The following is an 18,979-nucleotide window of genomic DNA, read 5'->3' as shown; positions in this document are numbered from 1 at the left end:
GATATTTCCATCCATGCCCATTTTCACCAAGTACATCCAGAACGAAGAACATTACTCCGAAGTGATTTCGCGAATTATGTCGGTCCGCAATAATTTGTGGATTGGTACAGCCGATATCAAGGATGTGTATGTGAAACAGGATGGTGAGACAATTCCGTTACTGGGACAGTTGGCCGCACTTTTGAAGCGCGGGGTGGGCGTGCGCCTGATTCATGCGAAGGAGCCTGGCCCGAATTTTCGCGAGGACTTTGACCGATTTCCGATTCTGGTGACGGATTTGGAACGCGTGATGTGCCCGCGTGTGCATTTCAAGATGATGATTTTTGATCTCGAAACGGCTTACATCGGGTCCGCGAACTTGACTGGTGCGGGAATCGGCATGAAAAGTTCCCTGCGCCGAAACTTTGAGGCGGGAATTCTCACGAATGACCCTGCTCTTGTTGAGCCTGCTATAGAACAGTTCGATACGCTATGGATGGGTTCGCACTGCAAAAAATGCGGTCGCCAGGAATTCTGCGGCGATAGGATTAAGTAAAACCCGTCTGTTGATAGAGTGTTGATAGAAAATTTCAAAAAAAACTGTTATCCCTTGCTTTTCGAGTTTTTTTGTGCTATATTGTATAGTGACATATTTCTAGTCGAGTGGACAAAATCGTAATGATAGGTTAAAAATGAAGTATCGGTGAAAACCGAGAATTCAAGGCTCCTCTAGAGAACGTAAAAAAAGGCAAGAATTTTTTTCTTGTTGTACGTTTAACTTGTTAGTCCACGCAAGTTAGGAGCTGTATGATAACAAAACAAATGTGCTTTCTCGTCGTCATGCCATGTGACGCGTGTTTTTTCTCGGAATTTGTGGGATTTGGACGATGCCAGGTGCTCTTGGCGTCTCTAGACTGTTGTATTAACCTTAACAAGGAGGAGTAGGAATATGTAAAAGTATCAAACCGGATAAGTTTAACAAAAAAAAACTAACAATCAACCAAAGAGGTTACCAATGAATGAAAAGGAAGAATCTTTTCAGCAGTTTGTAGACGCCTGGATTGCCGAGGCGGAACAAGAACAGTTTAAAGAAGACGGCTATGTGGACGAGGAAGAAAATGATAATCGCTCGTTTGAAGCTGGTTTTTATTGTCCTTTTTGAGGAGTAAAAAATGGGAACCTGGTCGCATGCAAGTTGTTGTGTAAGTTGCTGTGTTGGCTATAATCGGCGTAATCCAACAAGATTGTCGATTGGCTATAAGCAGATAAAGTTTGAATAAATCTTCGGTCTATTGGGGTTTCGCATCCCAATAGACCCAGTTTAACTGACATTAACCTTTAAATATGGAGAATTTATATGAAACTTCATCAAGACATATTTATTAAGAACGAACTCACCAAACTCAAGTGCCTGATTATGCAGTCCAGCGAACGCAATATTGTGTCTGTTCAGCAGGCGTTTAGTCGCGTTGCGGCGTCCTACGAGAGGGCTCTGAATGGCATTGGAATGCATCGCTTTAGCGATGGAAAATTTTGTTTCGAGAGTGGCTTTGTTACGGATTCTGGAGAATGCCTTGTGTGCTACTGCGTGCCGAATCACTTCCGTGAACATCAGGCATTTTGCGTTGGCTTTGCGAAGGCGTCGAACTATGGTTTGGATCTTTCGCGTAATCCTGCTCCGGCAAGAAAAATGAATTTCCTTGACCGTGTAGCGGCTCTTCTCCGCACAAGGATTTTTTAGGGAGGTGGCAATGTCGTTGAGATTGATGGAAAAATGCTTTCCCTCCGAATATCGGAAGGTCGAAAAAGAGGCTGATCCTGAGAAAAAGGTCTATTTCGTGCGGGAATCGTCTGGGTCGATAGTCCTTGCGATGCTGCGCAAAGTATCTCGAAAGGATTTCCTGCCGGAAGTCCGTTCCTCGGATGGAACCTGTTGGCTCCGGTCTTTGGAAAGTGAGGTCTCTTGCATAGTAGATTTTCGTGATGTGGAACTAAATGGCGTCCTTTGCCGCTATTACATCACGAGGGATCAATTGGAAAACGGCGTTTACTACTTTCTGGATTTGTATATGGGGCAAGGGCGAAGAATGGCTCGCTTATTTGTCTCGGGTGTGGAACGAGGAAACTCGTATCAACGAGAACCTGTTCATGAGGACCCGTTCTATGATGAGCTCTACCCGGAGCATCCGTTGACTCAGCTGAGGCTTCTCGCAAAGTCTCTGGTGTATAAGGCAAGTGCAAAGGGGGCTGCTTGAACGCCCGAAAAGTGATTGCGGAAAATGATGTCGTAGAGCAGAGCTGGACTGCGGATTGCATACGTGCCGGTTCTGTTGATGAAATTATTTTGGCGATTCGCGCCTTTGCCGAAGATGTCGAAAGAATGGCTCGAGATAATCCAAGTGAGTGCATCGCGTTGGATTGCCGTGCGGGAACTTTCGGAACCTTTAAGATGCGTTCGCTGTTGCAATCGGATGACCGATTGAAGGCAGAAACGAAATAAATTCTAATAAATGTGTTGTGGTAAGGGGCGGAACTCCAGTTGGGGTTCCGCTTTTTGATTGCCGTGAGAAGAATCTATGAAAATAGGATAAAGCGTGTTCCCAAATTGCCACTTTTGCTCTAAAAAAGACGTTTTTCAATCTCTACTGAAAACTTTTGCTAAAAATTGAAAAAGTTTTCACTATACTGAAAACTTTTATTATATTTATAAAAAGGGTTCAGTAGAAGGTGTGCTATGATTCAACGCGAAAAATACATCGCTCCAATTCGGGAATTTTATGACAGCGATCTCATCAAGATCATTACGGGCATCCGTCGATGCGGCAAATCGGTCGTTCTTTCACAAATTTCCGAAGAAATCCGCAAAAAAACGGACAATGTCATCTTCCTGAATTTTGAAGATCGCGGCACATTGTCTAAAATATCCAATTGCGATGAACTTCTTGCTTATGTGGAAAAGACTCGCCATAAGAGCAAATGTTTCCTTTTCCTTGACGAAATTCAGAATGTAAAAGACTGGCCTGATGCTTGCAAGACATTGCGCTTGCATGATTGCTCCGTATTCATCACTGGTTCCAATTCAAAACTATTATCTAAGGAATTTACCAAGGAACTGAGCGGCCGTTATGTGGCGTTCAGGATAAGGCCATTTGTCTTTAAAGAAATTCAGGAATGTTTGACGCAACAGGGTAGATCCGCAACCATTACTGATTACCTAATCTATGGCGGATTCCCGATGCGGTTTGAATTCAATACTGAAAGTGCTACACGGAACTACCTGAACGATCTTGACCAAACGATTGTAATCAATGATATTGTTAACCGTTACAAAATACGCAAGCCGGAGCTTTTTTCCAAACTTGCCAATTACGTTCTTATTTCCAATTCAAGAATTCTGTCTGCAAAATCCATCTACAACTATATCAAAGGGCAATTTAGCGAATGTTCCGTCAATACGATAACTAAATATTTGGGCTATCTGAAAGAGGCGTATGTCATCAGCTCCATCAAGCAGTATTCAACAAAGGCTAAGCGGGAACTAAACTTCTTCGAAAAAATATATGACGAAGATGTGGCTTTTAATTCAATTCGCGTTGCAGATGGCATTTTCGATTTGACTCACAACTTAGAGAATGTTGTCTATAACGAACTTCTGTATAGGGGGTATTCACTGAGCGTTTATTCCGGAAAACAGGAAATAGACTTTTGTGCCCAAAAGGAAAACAAAAAATACTTCATTCAGGTTGCCTATTCCGTGGCAGAGCGTTCAACTTACGACCGAGAAATGGGGGCGTTTGCTGATATTGACAATACTCATGCAAAGATCCTCATTTCCAATGACGATATTGATTATTCCACTAGTACCGTCAGACATATCAAACTAAAAGATTTTCTGGAAATGGAAGATTTTACTTGAGATGGATTTCATCTTTCGTACAGTTTCACCAAGTCTTTAGCGCTATCGAGTACCATTTGGCGGAGCTTGGCTGGCTTTAGTACCTCGGCGATGGAACCGTAATACAAGACCCATTGCTTAAGCAGCCCATTTACGGCGACTTTCATGGTGACGTGCAAGTCGCCGCATGCCAATTCCTTGATTTTCATGCTGGGGTGGTAGGGGCGTTCTTGCAGGAAGTTCTTGGCGTATCCCGGAAAATAGATGACGACTTTTTCTTCTTGCTGGTCCTGGTCGCCCGAAAGTAGCGTGCCGGTGCGGATACGCTTGCGGAGCGTCTCGACGACTTTAGGGTTTTCGACGAATTGCTCGCGCAAGAGCTTTACGGATTGTATGCGGCGGAGCTTGAGGGCGTATGTCTTGTCGGGGTGGTGCTGCGATACGCAGCCGATGTAGATTTCGCCCTGGTTGATGGCGACCATCAGCGGAATTCTCGGCTTGTTGGTTGTGGTCCCCCAGTTGTCGGTGTAGGTGATTTGCACCTTCTGTTTTTTGCGGATGGCGTCGAGGATGACGGGCAGATTTTTACCAACGTTTTCGTCGATGCTCGGGGGCGTTCCCATGAACAGAATACGCCCGTTCAGTTCCTTCGCGTAATGGGCCAGGGTGGATTGTTCGCGTGCAGGCAAATCTTGTGTGATTCGTTTGGTTAGGTCTTCGATAAGGTTCGAGGTCGCGGGGTAGATGTTCGCGATGCGCTGCAGGAACATGAAGTGCAGTAGCGTGTCGCCAAATTCCGGGAATATGAGCTTGTTTGCGCGTTCAAGTGCCACCTGATAATAGGTCTTGCCGCTTTCGACGGAACGCTTGATGTAGCCGCCCTCGATTTCGGAGAGTGCGTGCATATCACGCTGCACGCTCCGCAAGTCTTCTTCGCGGATGTCCAAATGCCGCATAATGTCGGCGACGCTGTAACGGTTGTTGTAGTGCGCCATCATGTAGACGAAAATGCGTATCATTCGTTCGCCGCGAGCTTGATCTGCCATAAAGCCTCCTGCACAATGCAATCCCCGCGAGGCGGGGAGTATTTCTTAATATATAAAAAATAGACGACAATAATTGTCGCCTATTGGGGCGGAGGAACTATTGTGTCGGCAGTATTATCGCTGTCTGGCTTGTGCCAAAGAATCCGAAAAATTCTAAATTTGGCCCTGTCATGTTTTTTAGGAAACATTTGGGGCTTATTTTTGGATTTGGAGTGGCGGTTATTGCGCTTGCCATGGTCTACCTATCTACTCGTCCGCTTATCCCGTTGGTCGTTCAGGAACAGATTGAAGCCGATATTGAAAAATGCGGTGGGCAGCTGAAAGAGACTCGCTGTGCGGTAAGCGGTGAAGGCGACTGGATTTTTCTGCAGGAAAGTCTTGTCAACCTGGTGGTGGACTGGAAAGAAAACTTGAATTCTTTTGTAGCCTTCAATGATTCGCTGGAAGCGCGCGGTATCAAGTTGGTGGTCGTGCCTGTTCCAGACAAATTGCAAATCGAGGCGGAACATTATTCGGAAGAATTGTCGGGGGGTATTGTTGCCCCGCAATATGAAGAATGGGTAGATGCATTGCAAGACGAAGGCGTTGTCGTTGTCGATGCGGTAGAGGAGTTTCTCGAAAAGAATGAGGAAACGCCCATGTTCGAAGCGTACGAAAGCCACTATACTAGCGCAGGCCGGCAGGTTCTTGCCCAGATGATAGCCGATTCCATCAACGAAATGGACTTGGATGTTCCGAGGGAAGAATGGTTCCTGCGCGATACGGTTGTTCCCGGTACCGGAAATCTTTATCACCTGAAGTACAATTCTTACCCTGATTACGATGTGCAGGTTTTAAAGACGGTAGATGCGGAAGGGAAACGCTACCGTGGGTCCAAAGATGCACCCATTGTGGTAATTGGCGACAGCAATGCTGATTTTGGCTGGAACAGTTCTTCCAATATCGGCGCGTACATTGCGCAGGCGACAGGGATAGAGACGTTTACGCGTAGCCGTATTGGTGGCGGAAACTTTGGTCCGACCTTGTTCAAGGACCGTTCGGAATTCCTGGAAGGAAAAAAGATGGTGGTTTGGGTGTTTGATGGCCGTGAACTTTACGGCGATTTCAGCATGCCGGAATTCTAGTTTCGGAATGCTTATTCCAACATTATCGTGAACGGGCCGTCGTTGGTGAGACTCACCTGCATATCGGCGCCGAATTTCCCTGTCTGTACGACGGGTATTTCTTTCTTGCATTCCGCGGTGATGTATTCGTAGAGTTCATTGGCTAAGGTCGGGTTGCCTGCCCCATTGAAGGTCGGACGGTTGCCCTTGTTGCAGTTCGCGTATAGCGTGAACTGCGAGACGAGCAGGAGCTCGCCGCCCACATCCTTGATGGAAAGATTCGTCTTGCCGTTTTCGTCGGCGAAGATGCGGAGCGCAAGCATCTTGCGGATAAGCCTGTCGGCTATTTCCTTGGTGTCGTCTTCGCCCACGCCGATAAGAATCATGTAGCCCTTGCCGATTTTTCCGACAGTGTCGCCTGCGATATCCACCTGGGCGTTCAATACTCGCTGAATTAAGAATTTCATATTACTCCGCGCTAGCCAATGCCTTCTTGTAGATGTCCTGCATCACGAGGCCCGCAATCATGAATCCAAAAATAGCGGTGGAGTGTGCCATGGTGCCGTTGATTTGCGCCTTACTGCTGCACCATTCGTGATCGACCAGGTTTGCATTCTGGAGTTCGGCTTCGCTCCTTTCGTGGCGCACCTTGGGGCACATGCAGGCGTCCGTTCCGCAAGAGGAATTCTTGCCGCGGTTCTTCAGGAGTTCGTCGCTGTAGACGCACAGCACTTTTTTCTTGAGAGCCATTTTCTTTTTCTTGAACTTGTCGCGCAGGGCGCGGGCGAGCGGGCAACCGGCGACTTTCCAGAATTCGGCGACCTTGATTCGTGTGGGGTCCATCTTGAGGGCTGCCCCCATGGAGGAAAATACCGTGGCCTTGGTGCGCGTGGCGTGCCACAACAGCTGCATCTTGTTTTCGAGGCTGTCGATGGCATCGATGATGTAGTCGAAGGTGTCTAGTTGGAATTTGTCCGTATTCGCTTCTTCGTAGATGTCTTGGAGTGCTACGATGTTGGCGTGCGGGTTGATTTCGAGTAGGCGATTTTTCAGCACGTCCACCTTGACTTGCCCCACGGTTTTCGTGGTGGCCATCAGTTGGCGGTTCACGTTGGTGACGCACACGCGGTCAGAATCGACGAGCACGAGTTCCTTGATGCCGGAACGCACCAGGCTTTCGGCGCACCAGCTGCCGACTCCGCCGAGACCGAAGATGATGACGCGCTTCTGGTAGATGTCGCCCATCACGTCGTCTCCGAGCAGGAGCGATGTGCGGTTAAAGATGCCTTTCTCGATTCCCATACGAGTCCCGGTTAACCGAAGAGTCGGAGAACGCGCTTGATGCCTGCGATAAAGCGGTCGATGTCGCGCTTCAGGGTATACGCGCCGAAACTCAAACGAAGCGTGGCGTCGACGCCGAAGCGGTCCATGACGGGTTGGGCGCAGTGGTGCCCGCTGCGGACAGCCACGTTTTCTTCGTCGAGAATCATGGCGGCGTCGCTGACGGCGATTCCGTCAAGCGTAATGCTGATGAGGGCGCCGCGTTCCTTCGGGTTCCCGAGAACTTTCACTTGCGGAATCTGCGTGAGCTGTTCCAAGGCGTACTGCGTAATTTCTTCTTCGTGCTTGCGGATGTTCTCGATGCCAACCGCATTGATCCATTCGATGGCCTTGCCGAGGCCGATGACTTCGGCGATCATGGGCGTGCCAGCCTCGAAACGGGCGGGAACGTCGGCGTAAGTCGTCTTTTCGAAGGTCACGTTCTTGATCATTTCGCCACCGCCGTGCCAGGGGGGCATGCTGTCGAGAACTTCGTACTTGCCGTAGAGTACGCCCACGCCTGTCGGGCCATACATCTTGTGTCCGCTGAAGGCGAGAAAATCGCAGTCCAGCTTTTGCACGTCAATCTTGATGTGGCTTGAACTCTGGGCGGCGTCAATCAAAATCTTTGCCTGCGGGGCGAGCTTGCGCACTGTTGCGATAATTTCTGCAATCGGGTTCACGGTGCCGACGGAGTTGCTCACGTGGGCGACGGCCACCATCTTGGTGCGCGCATTCAAAAGCTCGGGGAGCTTGCTCAGGTCCAAATCGCCGCTATCGAGAACCGGGATGACCTTGATCTTGGCGCCCTTCATTTCGGCGACAATTTGCCAGCTCACGATGTTAGCGTGATGCTCGAGTCCGCTAATCAGAATCTCGTCGCCCGCTTCGAAGAACTTGCGACCGTAACTCCACGCCACCAGATTGATGCTTTCGGTGGTGCCGCGGGTGAACACGATTTCGTCTTCGCTCTTTGCGTTAATGAATTTCGCGACATTCTTGCGAGTCTTCTCAAATGCTTCGGTGGTGCGGGCGCTCAGACGGTACACGCCGCGCTTCACGGAGCTATAGTGTTCGCGGTAAAAGTCATTCATCACGTCAATCACGCAGTCAGGCTTTTGCGTGGTGGCCGTGCTGTCGAGGAAGGCGAGCGGTTTTGCATCTTTATCGCCAGCGACAAGCATTGGAAATTCGCTACGGATTTTTTCGGCATCAATCATGGGCCCAAATATAGAAAATGTAAAAAGATTTTTTTCGCACTGGGCTATATGATTGTTTTATGGCTAGCTATATTCTGTGGCCTATTTGAAATGCGTTTAGGATGATTGCTGATGAACTGATCCCTGAAACCTGACGCCTCGTTTCTCCATTCGTCTTTTTGTATATTTGTTTCGAATGATATGTGTGAGGGTTAAATGAAAATTTTTAGAAATACTTTTGCGCTAGCCTATGTGCTTGCAATAGGTCTTGTTTCTGCGACTTTTGCTCAACAGGATCTACGCGATGCAATCGATGCGGGCGATGTGATTGCTGCGCAAAAAATGGTCAAGAAAGGTGAAGCCGAAGAAATTTATTGTGGAAAACTTTCTCCGGAAGATGCTGTGACCGTCTACGAAAAAATTTTCAGGTCTATGCCTTACGAATCGTTTGCGAACTGCCCTTCTCAATTTTCGTATGGTTACGGAATTAAGGCGTGTGCCAATGCGAAGGCGATGGATGCATGTACCGAGGTGATTTCTTACTTGCTCAATGAAGGCGAAGCGGGAAACGTAAAAGCTCTCGATTTGCTGGATATCGTGGTGAAGTCTGCACTACGGACAAAAGCCTATGCAAAACCGGTGAAGGTTCCTGTCGATACGAGCATTTGGGTGCCATGTCCCAAGAAAAAGGGAAAGGCTCGCGAGGCTTGTATGGAAGAGTGCTTTGAACAGGCGCTTAATATGCATGACATCCTTCATGAAGAAACGTGTGAAATTAGGCCGGAACACTTTATCGATACGACGGTTATGGTTTCGATGCCTTCGCCCTTGTACGAAAAGTTGCGCAAGGGCCTATTGGAAGGCTATTGGAAAACCCAGAAAACGACGGCGGAAAAGTATGCCGTTATGATACAGAATAACGCTCGTGCTTTGTCGATTCCGGATACGGCGGTGGTGAATCTTGCGTATGTCGGGCGTTGGGCCGATAAGCACAAGGCGGAAAAGTCTGCTCTTCCGGGCGATGAACTTTTCCGATTCTGTACGGCCTGGCAATCCGCGGTAGATTCGATTCTTTCGCAGAAGGGCTTTGAAACGCGTTGCCCTGTATTTGAAACGTTTGAAGATAGTCGCGATGGGCAGAAATACAAGGTCAAGAACATCAATGGAACTCGCTGGTTTGTTCAGAACTTGAACTATGCCATCGAGGAAAAGTCGATGTGCTATGACCGTGAAGAGGACAACTGCAAGGTTTATGGACGCTTGTACACGCAGGATGCGGCACTCGTGGCATGCCCCGAAGGAACTCACCTTTCTACCGATGACGATTGGAAAATGCTCGAAATTTATGCCGGTGGAGCTAACGAGGCTGCCGAAAAACTTCGTAGCAATGGTTCTGACGAATATGCGTTTACGGTGATGTTTGGCGGCTATGCAAATAAGAACGGCATATCGGTCATTCAGGGCGAGGGTGCCTATTTCTGGACTAGCAAGGATGTCGGCGATGGTCGAGGAATTGCTCGCTCCATGTTCAGTACCGACAAGGACGTGTCTACGATTCCGGTTGATAAAAAATTCTCTCTCGCTGTCCGCTGCGTCGTGGACAATGAAAAATGAAGAATTAATTCTTAATATTCTCCCTTCGTCGTTATGTCCTTTAAGCCTACTTGTTCTCGTGAATCTTGGGTAAAGCGTCAAGCCTTGATGAATAAGGTCCGCGCATTCTTTGTTTCTCGCGGAGTTCTCGAAGTTGAAACTCCGACGCTTTCGAATGCGGGCGGTACCGATCCTCAACTGGATTACTTCGAAGTCGAGGGGTGCCACTATATGATGACGAGTCCTGAATTTCATATGAAGCGCTTGTTGGCGGCTGGCTTTGGCGATATTTTTCAGATTACGAAATCTTTCCGCAAGGATGAATTTGGGGCGCATCACAACAACGAATTCAGCATGGTCGAGTGGTACCGTGTCGGTATGCCGCAAGAAAAGCTGATGGACGAAGTGGAATCGCTCGTTTCCGAAATCATAGGATATCCGATCAATGCCCGCCGTACGCGCTGGATTGATGCGTTCAAGAATTATGCTGGGGTAAATCCGCTTACTGCGTCTGACGATGAATTTGCCGCAGCATGTACTTCTCGCGATATTCCGCTTCCTGCCGAAGGGACGGCGATGTCCCGCGAGGACTGGTGGGATTACCTGATGGTCTTTGCTGTGGAACCGGCTCTTGCAAAAAATGGTCCCGAATTTATTCTGGATTATCCACAGTCGCAAGCCGCTCTTGCGCAGACCTACGTGGGTGAAGACGGCTATACTTGGGCACGCCGCTTTGAACTTTTTGTAGACCAGGTGGAACTCTGCAACGGGTATACGGAACTTACGGATGCTGCGGAACAGCGTAGGCGATTCGCTGCCGACCTTGAAATTCGTCGCGGCATGAATAAACCCCAGCCGCCGATCGATGAAAATTTTCTGGAAGCTCTCGAATCGGGAATGCCTGCCTGCTCTGGCGTGGCACTTGGCCTAGACCGTCTCTTTATGCTTGCGATGGGGAAAGAAGAAATCAAGGACGTGATTCTTTTTCCGAGCCCGATAGCGTAATGAAGAATGAAAAATTAATTCTTAATTTCTAACAAATTTTTTATTAGAAATTTCATCTCTTTTTCGTCGAATCCGCCGGCGTCGACTTTCACGATGCTGTCCTGTGCGTTCACAAGGTATGTCACGGGAATGACGCCAGGATTTCCGAGTTTATTCATCATGTCGTAGTTCCAGTGGAAGGTGGTCCAGGGGATGTTCATCCTCTGGTTGAAATTGGCCGCTTCTTGAGGGGTGTCGTCTTCGCTGATAAGGATAATCCTGAATCCTTTACCGGCAAATTTGCTGTCCAGTTTTTGGAGCTGCGGAAGTTCTGCACGGCAGCCTGGGCACCATGAGGCGGTAAGCACGATGAATGTTGCGGTCCCCTTTTGAGCTTGGTAACTGGAGGTGTCTCCGTTAACGAGTATGCCTTTGAAATTGTCGATATGGGTGGGGATGGTCTGGAAATAGTCCTGTCTGCAGCCGCCAAGAGAAAGCGCCTGTAGCGAAAATAGGGCGATCCCTGCGGTGAGGGTGGCGAGGCGTACGACTTTTTCTTGTTTGAAGCTCATTATTTTTGCCGAAAAATGCGTTTTATGGCCTTAAAATAGCGATTTTTTCGAAAAAACGTAAAAAATGATTGTTCTGGTCGTGGAATTTTAAGTTATATTCTCTAATATGGCATACAATATTCAAGATCTTCTTTCTGAAATGGTCCAGCGTGGAGCTTCTGACTTGCATATTACGGCAGGTTCGCCTCCGCTTATTCGTCTTTCCGGTAAGCTTACCCCGATTGGTGAAGACAAGCTTAAACCGGACGAAACCATGCGCATGACCTACAGTCTGATGAACGAAGGTCAGAAGAAGACTTTCGAACAGCAGAAGGAATGCGACTTTTCTTTCGGTATTGCAAACCTGGCCCGTTTCCGTGCGAACGCCTATTTGCAGCGCGGTTGCGTGGCGCTTGCGCTCCGTATCATTCCCCTTGAAATTAAGACCTTTAAGGATTTGGGCCTTCCGAAGATTATGGCCGAGTTCACGACGCGTCCGTCGGGTCTGGTGCTGGTGACGGGGGCTACGGGTTCGGGTAAGTCGACGACCTTGGCTGCCATGATCGACAAGATTAACAAGGAACGTCACGACCATATTCTGACGGTGGAAGACCCGATCGAATTCTTGCACAAGCACCAGGGGTGCATGATTAACCAGCGTGAAGTCGGTAGTGATACCACGAGTTTTGCCCAGGCCTTGAAGATGGCGCTCCGTCAGGACCCTGACGTGGTGCTTATCGGCGAAATGCGTGACCTTGAAACTATCCGTTCTGCGCTTACCATTGCTGAAACGGGTCACTTGACTTTTGCAACGCTCCATACCAATTCCTGCGTACAGACCATCAACCGTGTGGTGGACGCTTTCCCGAAAGGCGAACAGCAGACCGTACGTACCCAGCTTTCCTTTGTGCTGCAAGGCGTGATATGCCAGACGCTGATGCCGCGCATTGGCGGTGGCCGCGTGATGGCTTACGAAGTGATGAACGTGACGCCGGGTATCCGCGCCCTTATCCGCGACGACAAGGTGCACCAGATTGAATCGATGATTGAAATTGGTCAGAAGTTTGGCATGAACACGATGAACATGTGTCTTTGCGACCTGGTGAAGAATCACAAGGTCGACCGTTTCGATGCTCTCGCTCGTTCTCCGAGCCCCGACCAGCTGGAACAGTTGTTTGTGAAGGAAGGCGTGTAATTTATGGCTGAGTTTTTGTACAAGGCGCAAAATGCGCAGGGAAACAACTTCGAGGGTACGATCGAGGCGAAGGACAAGGCAGAGGCTGAAGCCCTTCTTTTGCGCCGTCGCCTAGTGATTCAGAACCTGAAGAAGAAGCCGACAGAAATCAAGATCAAGATTGGTTCGGGAATCAAGCCTGCGGACATCGCTCGTTTTACCCGAATGTTTTCGTCGATGAGCTCTGCCGGTCTTCCGATGTTGCAGTGCCTGACCATTCTGGAAAACCAGTGCGAAAACCCTGAACTGAAAACCGTGATCCACAAGATTACGCAGTCGATCAACGGTGGTTCGTCGCTTGCCGATGCGCTTGCTCAACACCCGAAGGTGTTCTCTACCTTGTATACGAACATGGTGGCTGCCGGTGAAGCGGGCGGTATCTTGGATGGTATCTTGGCGCGTTTGGCCGAAACCCTTGAAAACAACGAACGCCTGAAGCGTAAGGTAAAAAAGGCGCTGACCTATCCGGTGATGCTTGTTATTGTGGGTATCTTGGTGGTGATCGCCCTTATGACGTTCGTGGTGCCGACATTCGCAGAACAGTTTGCTGCACTTGATGCTGAACTCCCGGCGCCGACTCAGGCGGTGATGGGCATTTCTGACTTTATTCGTGATAATGGTGCGTTCCTGTTTGTTGGTGCGATACTCTTGGTGGTGGGCTTTAAGCTTGCTATGCGTGTGCCCGCGGCAAAGTTCGCATTTGACGGCTTTATGCTAAAGGTGCCAAAGCTAGGCGACCTTCAGATTAAGTCTACGACGGCAAGTTTTGCGCGTACGCTTGGAACCTTGTTGAACGCCGGTGTGTCCATTATGGATTCCCTGAAGGTGGTGGCCTCGACTGTTACGAATAAAGTAGTGGAAAAGGGCATCAACAAGATATCCATCGGTATTGCCGGTGGTAAGAGCATCGCAGACCCGATGGCTGAAACGGGACTTTTCCCGCCCATGGTGATTCAGATGACGGGCGTGGGTGAAAAGACCGGTAACCTGGGCGGAATGCTTCTGAAACTCGCGGACTTCTACGATGAAGAAGTGGATGCCGCAGTGGACGCCGTGGTGGGTATGATGGAACCGATTATCATCGTGTTCCTCGGCGGTGCAGTCGGTGGTCTCCTAATCGCCATGTACATGCCGATGTTCTCCATGGGCGACGCCGTCAAAGGGTGATATTTTGCCGAAAGCCGGCGCGATGCTTCGTTGCCCCCGGCCTCACGTATTATCAATACGCTACGGCCGGCAAGGCGCCTCGCCTAGCTTGCCTTTCGACAAAATCTCGATTCTGGACGAAATCTGGTTTTAAACAATGAAAAAATGGCGGCCTTAAGGCTGCCATTTTTACTTCCTACTGTTACGGGAGTATTCCTAAAATTTTCTTCGCGTTTGCGACTCGTTCCGCGGAGGGAGATTTGACGTCTTTCAGCACGTAGTCGATGCCGAGTTCCTGATACTTGGCGAGGGCGAGAGCGTGGTAGGGGAGAATCTCGACCTTTTGAACGTTGCTGAGCGTTTGTATGAAATTATGGGTGCGGTTCAAAAGTTCGTCGTTGTCACTCATTCCGGGGACGAGTACGTGGCGAATCCAGATGGGTTTCCCGATTTCGTCAAGGTAACGGAACATGTCGAGAATGTTCTTGTTGTCGTGTCCGGTGAGTTCCTTGTGCTCGGCAGGGTCGATGTTCTTGATGTCTACAAGCAGCAGGTCTGTACTTTGCATAAGTCGATTGAACCTGCCAAAATAAGGCTCGTTACGTACAAAGTTTACGCCCGATGTGTCGATGCAGGTGTTTACGCCTGCGGCTTTTGCTGCTTCGAAAAATTCTATGAGAAAGTCAATTTGCGCAAGCGGTTCGCCGCCGCTGACGGTGATTCCTCCGTCTTTTCCCCAGTAGCTTTTGTAGCGGAGCGCCTTCTTTAAAAGGTCTTCGGCAGAAATGTCGAATGCTCCTGCTTTGTCGCCCTTGAAGTCCCAAGTTTCGGGATTGTGGCAGAACTTGCAGCGCATGGGGCAACCCTGCATGAATACGACGAATCGTACTCCGGGGCCGTCTACGGAGCCAAATGTCTCTAGTTTGTTGATTTTTCCGAGCATGGTTCAAATTTAAAAAATGAGGTGGAGTGGTGGACTGTCGGGGGCGAAGCGTAACTTCGAAAATTTGGTGATAAAATACGGTTGATACACTAGTGTCTGATTTGTGTTTTGGACGCTAACGCGGCCTTTCAAGTGAAGGTATATTTAAAAACAAAGAAACGAGGTACGTCATGAAAACGAAATTCATTCTCCCGATTATTGCACTTGGCCTGTTTGCCGCGTGCTCCGACGACAGCTCTAGCCCGGCTGCTGCTGAAAACGAAGTTCCGACCAGCTCGAATTCTACCGAAGCTGTAGATCCGGCTTCTAGCCAGTCGACTGACTCTACGACAATTCTTTCTAGCGAATCTGCCGATGTTCTTTCGAGCGAATCGTCTGCTCTCCCTGATTCGACGAATCCTGCCGAAGATCCGCTTCCCAATCCGGATGACCCGAATAACAATCCCGCCGGCGATTCCACGGTAACTCCGCCGACCCCGAAAACTTACAAGTACTACGGTGCGGAACTTTCCGGTGTGGACCAGTTCAAGTATGGCCGTTTCGAAGCCCGCATGAAGATGGTGTCGATTCCGGGTTCCGTGAGCTCCATGTTCCTTTACTACGATGATTCCTGGAAGAAGGGCGTAGAACCGTGGAACGAAATCGATATCGAAGTGCTTGGCAAGGGTGGCACGAAATGGCAGTCCAACATCATTACTCGCGAAGGTGATGAAACCATCAAGGCGAACACTTCTTCCGAAAGCAAGCCGCTCCATGAATTCGGTTTCGATGCAACAGAAGATTTCCACTTGTTCTCGATGATTTGGACGCCGGAATATGTTGCATGGGAAATCGACAGCGTCGAAGTTCGTCGCGATACGCTTGGCATGACTCACGGCACTCATGCTGATGCTGACCAGGTGGCTTTCTTGACGAAGACCGAAACTCTCCGTTTCAACCTGTGGGCTGCAAATTCGGCTGCATGGGTGGGCTTGTTCACCGGTGACGAACTTGCCGATGGTCCGCAGATCCAGTGGATTGACTATGTGCGTGTCTACTCTTACGACGAAGCGACCAAGGGATTTACGGTACTTTGGCAGGATGATTTTGAAGGCTCTAGCTTGTCTGAACATTGGACTGCTGGCGACTGGGAAATGGAAAAGGTCATGCTCTCCCGTGACAATGTTGTCGTGGAAGATGGCTACTGCAAGCTGATGATGACCCGTGAAGAGGTTGCGGCACCGTAACAATTGCGGTCCCGTAAGAAACCTCCAGTCATTAGCCAATGATTTTGAGGTGTTTATCTTGGCTAATGACTAAACCTTTGTTCTCCTCCATAAAGCAAAACGTCCCGGATTTATCCGGGACGTTTTTTTCGTAAAATAAAACCCGCTCCAAACGGAGCGGGCTTATATTCTTAATGCGCTATTACAACACTCCGTGGCAGGTGCGGCTGATCACGTCGTCCTGCTGTTCCTTCGTGAGCGAGAGGAACTTGACGGCATAGCCGGAAACGCGGATGGTGAAGTTCGCGTATTCGGGCTTTTCCGGATGGGCCTGTGCATCGAGGAGCTTTTCAACACCGAACACGTTCACGTTCAGGTGGTGTGCGCCCTGTTCGAAGTAGCCGTCCATCACGGTCACGAGCTTCTGCGAGCGTTCCACGTCGCTGTGGCCGAGAGCGTTCGGGCTGATGGTCTGCGTGTTGCTGATGCCGTCGAGCGCGTATTCATACGGGAGCTTGGCGACAGAGTTGAGCGAGGCCAGGAGACCGTTCTTTTCGGCTCCGTAGCTCGGGTTTGCGCCGGGAGCGAACGGGGCGTGAGCCGGACGACCGTCAGGGAGTGCGCCCGTGGCCTTGCCGTAAACAACGTTACTGGTAATCGTAAGAATCGACGTGGTCGGTTCTGCACCGCGGTAGGTGTGGTGCTTCTTGATCTTCGCGATGAATTCCTTGAGGAGCCAGACTGCGATTTCGTCGGCGCGGTCGTCGTCGTTGCCGTACTTCGGGAAGTCGCCTTCGATCTTGAAGTCCTTCACGAGGCCGTTTTCGCCGCGAACGACGGAGACCTTGGCGTACTTGATGGCGCAGAGGCTGTCGACCACGTGGCTAAATCCTGCGATACCCGTTGCAAACGTGCGGCGCACGTCGGTATCGATAAGGGCGAGTTCAGCGGCTTCGTAGTAGTACTTGTCGTGCATGTAGTGGATCAGGTTCAGCGTGTTCACGTAGATACCTGCGAGCCATTCGAGCATCATGTCGTACTTGTGCATCACTTCGTCGTAGTTCAGCACGTCGCCGGTAATCGGGGCGAGTTCCGGACCAATTTGCATGCCGGGCACCAGACCGCCTTCTTCGTCCTTGCCGCCGTTGATCGCATAGAGGAGAGCCTTGGCGAGGTTTGCACGAGCGCCGAAGAACTGCATTTCCTTACCGGTCTGCGTTGCGGACACGCAGCAGCAGATGCTGTAGTCGTCACCCCAAATCGGGCGCATCACGTCGTCGTTTTCGTACTGGATCGAGCTGGTCGTCACAGAAATGAAGGCGGCGTATTCCTTGAAGTTTTCAGGGAGGCGCTTGGTGTAGAGAACGGTGAGGTTGGGTTCCGGAGACGGGCCCATGTTTTCGAGGGTGTGCAAGAAGCGGAAGTCGTTCTTGGTAACCATCGGGCGGCCATCCTGGCCCATACCGCCGACTTCGAGGGTGGCCCACACCGGGTCGCCGCTGAAGAGCTGGTTGTAAGATTCAATACGGGCAAACTTGACCATACGGAACTTCATGACCATGTGGTCCACGAGTTCCTGAGCTTCGCTTTCAGTGAGCGTGCCGTTCTTGAGGTCACGTTCGATATAGATGTCGAGGAAGGTCGAAATGCGGCCGACGCTCATGGCGGCACCGTTCTGCGTCTTGATGGCAGAGAGGTAGCCGAAGTAGAGCCACTGGAAGGCTTCGCGGGCGTTCGTTGCCGGCTTCGAAATGTCGAAACCGTAGCTAGCAGCCATCACCTTCATAGCCTTGAGGGCCTTGATCTGTTCGGCGACTTCTTCGCGCAGGCGAATCACGTCGTCGGTCATGGTGCCGTCACCCACGTGAGCGAGGTCGTTCTGCTTCTGCTGGATGATGTAGTCGATGCCGTAAAGGGCTACACGACGGTAGTCACCCACGATACGGCCACGACCGTAAGTGTCCGGAAGACCGGTCAGCAAGTGAGCCTTGCGCACGGCGCGGATTTCCGGAGTGTAGCAGTCGAACACAGCTTGGTTGTGGGTCTTGTGGTAGTCGGTAAAAATCTTGTGGAGTTCGGCACTCGGAGTGTAGCCGTACTGCTGGCAGGATTCTTCGGCCATCTTAATTCCGCCGAACGGCATGAAGGCGCGCTTCAGCGGCTTGTCGGTCTGCAGGCCCACGACCTTTTCAAGGTCCTTGAGGCTTTCGCTGATATAGCCGGGCTTATGGCTCGTGATGCCCGAAACGATATCGGTGTCCATATCGAGTACGCCGCCCTTCTTGCGTTCTTCGGCCTGCAGCTTCTGGAGTTCACCCCAGAGCTTTTCGGTCGCGTCGGTCGGACCCGCCAAAAATTCCTTGCCGCCTTCGTAGGCAGTGTAGTTGCGTTGAATAAAGTCGCGGACGTTGATCTCGTCTTGCCAGAGTCCGCCGGTAAAGCCTTTCCATGCTTCGCTCATGTTATTCCTTCTTTGCTCGACCTTCCAACGCCATAAATTTGGGCAGCCGAGTCTTTCTGTTGCTGTTTTAAATTTTGGAAACAAATATAGAAAAATAGGGAGTGCGTCCAAAGGTGTTTTGTGGACTATATTTTACTTTCATCTCGGTTAGTTTTACAAAATACGTTTTTTGTAAAAGTCCTAATTCTGCGCCTATCAATAAGTTAGAGACTGCCTCGCGGGTGCAATGGACGCGAATTCCGGGTTTTAGGGCAGCGCCCTAGGCGTGAAGTGAACCCCGAAAGTTGGACACAGCTTTCGAGGAATTTATGGCTTTCAAT

The 18,979-nt window shown here is 49.9% G+C and carries 19 protein-coding genes; 12 read left to right on the top strand and 7 right to left on the bottom strand.

Annotation, left to right across the window (positions count from 1 at the left end; translation table 11 throughout):
• Nucleotides 1-13 precede the first annotated feature (13 nt).
• The 6 genes from Q0W37_RS12860 (at nucleotide 14) to Q0W37_RS12835 (ending at nucleotide 3,895) form a co-directional block, all read left to right on the top strand.
• Entirely contained in the window at nucleotides 14-535 is a 522-nt protein-coding gene (locus tag Q0W37_RS12860; RefSeq protein ID WP_297701955.1) for a phospholipase D-like domain-containing protein, read from the top strand.
• 459 nt (nucleotides 536-994) lie between these two features.
• A complete protein-coding gene (locus Q0W37_RS12855) occupies nucleotides 995-1,141 on the top strand; it encodes a hypothetical protein (protein WP_297701954.1) in 147 nt (48 codons plus the stop codon).
• A gap of 195 nt (nucleotides 1,142-1,336) precedes the next feature.
• Nucleotides 1,337-1,720 carry a hypothetical protein gene (locus tag Q0W37_RS12850; RefSeq protein WP_297701953.1) on the top strand — a complete coding sequence of 128 codons (384 nt, stop codon included), beginning with the start codon at nucleotides 1,337-1,339 and terminating at the stop codon, nucleotides 1,718-1,720.
• A 10-nt stretch (nucleotides 1,721-1,730) separates the two neighbouring features.
• Nucleotides 1,731-2,234: a hypothetical protein gene (locus tag Q0W37_RS12845; protein ID WP_297701952.1), complete on the top strand. Its 504-nt coding sequence runs from the start codon at nucleotides 1,731-1,733 to the stop codon at nucleotides 2,232-2,234.
• Nucleotides 2,231-2,479 carry a hypothetical protein gene (locus tag Q0W37_RS12840; protein WP_297701951.1) on the top strand — a complete coding sequence of 83 codons (249 nt, stop codon included), beginning with the start codon at nucleotides 2,231-2,233 and terminating at the stop codon, nucleotides 2,477-2,479. The genes Q0W37_RS12845 and Q0W37_RS12840 overlap by 4 nt, the downstream gene beginning before the upstream one ends.
• A 234-nt stretch (nucleotides 2,480-2,713) precedes the next feature.
• Nucleotides 2,714-3,895 (top strand): ATP-binding protein, encoded by a 1,182-nt coding sequence (locus Q0W37_RS12835; protein WP_297701950.1) that lies wholly within the window; start codon nucleotides 2,714-2,716, stop codon nucleotides 3,893-3,895.
• A gap of 8 nt (nucleotides 3,896-3,903) precedes the next feature.
• On the opposite strand, the gene Q0W37_RS12830 is transcribed toward Q0W37_RS12835, so the two are convergent.
• Nucleotides 3,904-4,920, bottom strand: a complete 1,017-nt coding sequence (locus Q0W37_RS12830) for a WYL domain-containing protein (RefSeq protein WP_297701949.1) — start codon at nucleotides 4,918-4,920, stop codon at nucleotides 3,904-3,906.
• A 212-nt stretch (nucleotides 4,921-5,132) separates the two neighbouring features.
• Here Q0W37_RS12830 and Q0W37_RS12825 point away from each other — a divergent pair, with 212 nt between their 5' ends.
• Complete coding sequence (locus Q0W37_RS12825) at nucleotides 5,133-6,044, top strand: hypothetical protein (protein ID WP_297701948.1); 912 nt, start codon at nucleotides 5,133-5,135, stop codon at nucleotides 6,042-6,044.
• Nucleotides 6,045-6,055: 11 nt separating this feature from the next.
• Here Q0W37_RS12825 and dtd read toward each other — a convergent pair whose 3' ends face one another.
• The 3 genes from dtd to Q0W37_RS12810 are packed head-to-tail and all read right to left on the bottom strand — an operon-like array spanning nucleotide 6,056 to nucleotide 8,563.
• Nucleotides 6,056-6,490: a D-aminoacyl-tRNA deacylase gene (dtd, locus tag Q0W37_RS12820; RefSeq protein WP_297701947.1), complete on the bottom strand. Its 435-nt coding sequence runs from the start codon at nucleotides 6,488-6,490 to the stop codon at nucleotides 6,056-6,058.
• 1 nt (nucleotide 6,491) lies between these two features.
• Nucleotides 6,492-7,325, bottom strand: coding sequence for a ThiF family adenylyltransferase (locus tag Q0W37_RS12815; RefSeq protein ID WP_072809449.1), 834 nt, complete (start codon nucleotides 7,323-7,325; stop codon nucleotides 6,492-6,494).
• Nucleotides 7,326-7,336: 11 nt separating this feature from the next.
• Nucleotides 7,337-8,563, bottom strand: a complete 1,227-nt coding sequence (locus Q0W37_RS12810; protein ID WP_297701946.1) for an aminotransferase class V-fold PLP-dependent enzyme — start codon at nucleotides 8,561-8,563, stop codon at nucleotides 7,337-7,339.
• Between the two features lie 195 nt (nucleotides 8,564-8,758).
• Between Q0W37_RS12810 and Q0W37_RS12805 the strand changes: the two genes are divergently transcribed.
• Nucleotides 8,759-10,156 carry an FISUMP domain-containing protein gene (locus Q0W37_RS12805; protein ID WP_297701945.1) on the top strand — a complete coding sequence of 466 codons (1,398 nt, stop codon included), beginning with the start codon at nucleotides 8,759-8,761 and terminating at the stop codon, nucleotides 10,154-10,156.
• Nucleotides 10,157-10,189: 33 nt separating this feature from the next.
• A complete protein-coding gene (gene epmA / locus Q0W37_RS12800) occupies nucleotides 10,190-11,140 on the top strand; it encodes an EF-P lysine aminoacylase EpmA (RefSeq protein ID WP_297701944.1) in 951 nt (316 codons plus the stop codon).
• 14 nt (nucleotides 11,141-11,154) lie between these two features.
• On the opposite strand, the gene Q0W37_RS12795 is transcribed toward epmA, so the two are convergent.
• Nucleotides 11,155-11,691, bottom strand: a complete 537-nt coding sequence (locus Q0W37_RS12795; RefSeq protein WP_297701943.1) for a TlpA disulfide reductase family protein — start codon at nucleotides 11,689-11,691, stop codon at nucleotides 11,155-11,157.
• Nucleotides 11,692-11,797: 106 nt separating this feature from the next.
• Here Q0W37_RS12795 and Q0W37_RS12790 point away from each other — a divergent pair, with 106 nt between their 5' ends.
• Both Q0W37_RS12790 and Q0W37_RS12785 read left to right on the top strand, forming a co-directional pair.
• On the top strand, nucleotides 11,798-12,865 hold the full coding sequence (locus Q0W37_RS12790) for a type IV pilus twitching motility protein PilT (protein WP_297701942.1): 1,068 nt from the start codon (nucleotides 11,798-11,800) through the stop codon (nucleotides 12,863-12,865).
• Between the two features lie 3 nt (nucleotides 12,866-12,868).
• Complete coding sequence (locus tag Q0W37_RS12785) at nucleotides 12,869-14,071, top strand: type II secretion system F family protein (RefSeq protein ID WP_297701941.1); 1,203 nt, start codon at nucleotides 12,869-12,871, stop codon at nucleotides 14,069-14,071.
• A gap of 181 nt (nucleotides 14,072-14,252) precedes the next feature.
• On the opposite strand, the gene pflA is transcribed toward Q0W37_RS12785, so the two are convergent.
• A complete protein-coding gene (gene pflA, locus Q0W37_RS12780) occupies nucleotides 14,253-14,993 on the bottom strand; it encodes a pyruvate formate-lyase-activating protein (protein ID WP_297701940.1) in 741 nt (246 codons plus the stop codon).
• Between the two features lie 170 nt (nucleotides 14,994-15,163).
• Here pflA and Q0W37_RS12775 point away from each other — a divergent pair, with 170 nt between their 5' ends.
• Nucleotides 15,164-16,219, top strand: coding sequence for a family 16 glycosylhydrolase (locus tag Q0W37_RS12775; protein ID WP_297701939.1), 1,056 nt, complete (start codon nucleotides 15,164-15,166; stop codon nucleotides 16,217-16,219).
• A gap of 181 nt (nucleotides 16,220-16,400) precedes the next feature.
• Here the strand turns inward: Q0W37_RS12775 and pflB are convergent, their stop codons facing one another.
• Nucleotides 16,401-18,659, bottom strand: coding sequence for a formate C-acetyltransferase (gene pflB, locus Q0W37_RS12770; RefSeq protein WP_297701938.1), 2,259 nt, complete (start codon nucleotides 18,657-18,659; stop codon nucleotides 16,401-16,403).
• Nucleotides 18,660-18,979: the final 320 nt, after the last annotated feature.

Origin of the sequence: uncultured Fibrobacter sp. (genome assembly GCF_947166265.1) — a bacterium.
Lineage (GTDB): Bacteria > Fibrobacterota > Fibrobacteria > Fibrobacterales > Fibrobacteraceae > Fibrobacter.
Note: the sequence above shows the minus strand (reverse complement) of the source record. Positions and strands in the feature narration are given on the sequence as shown.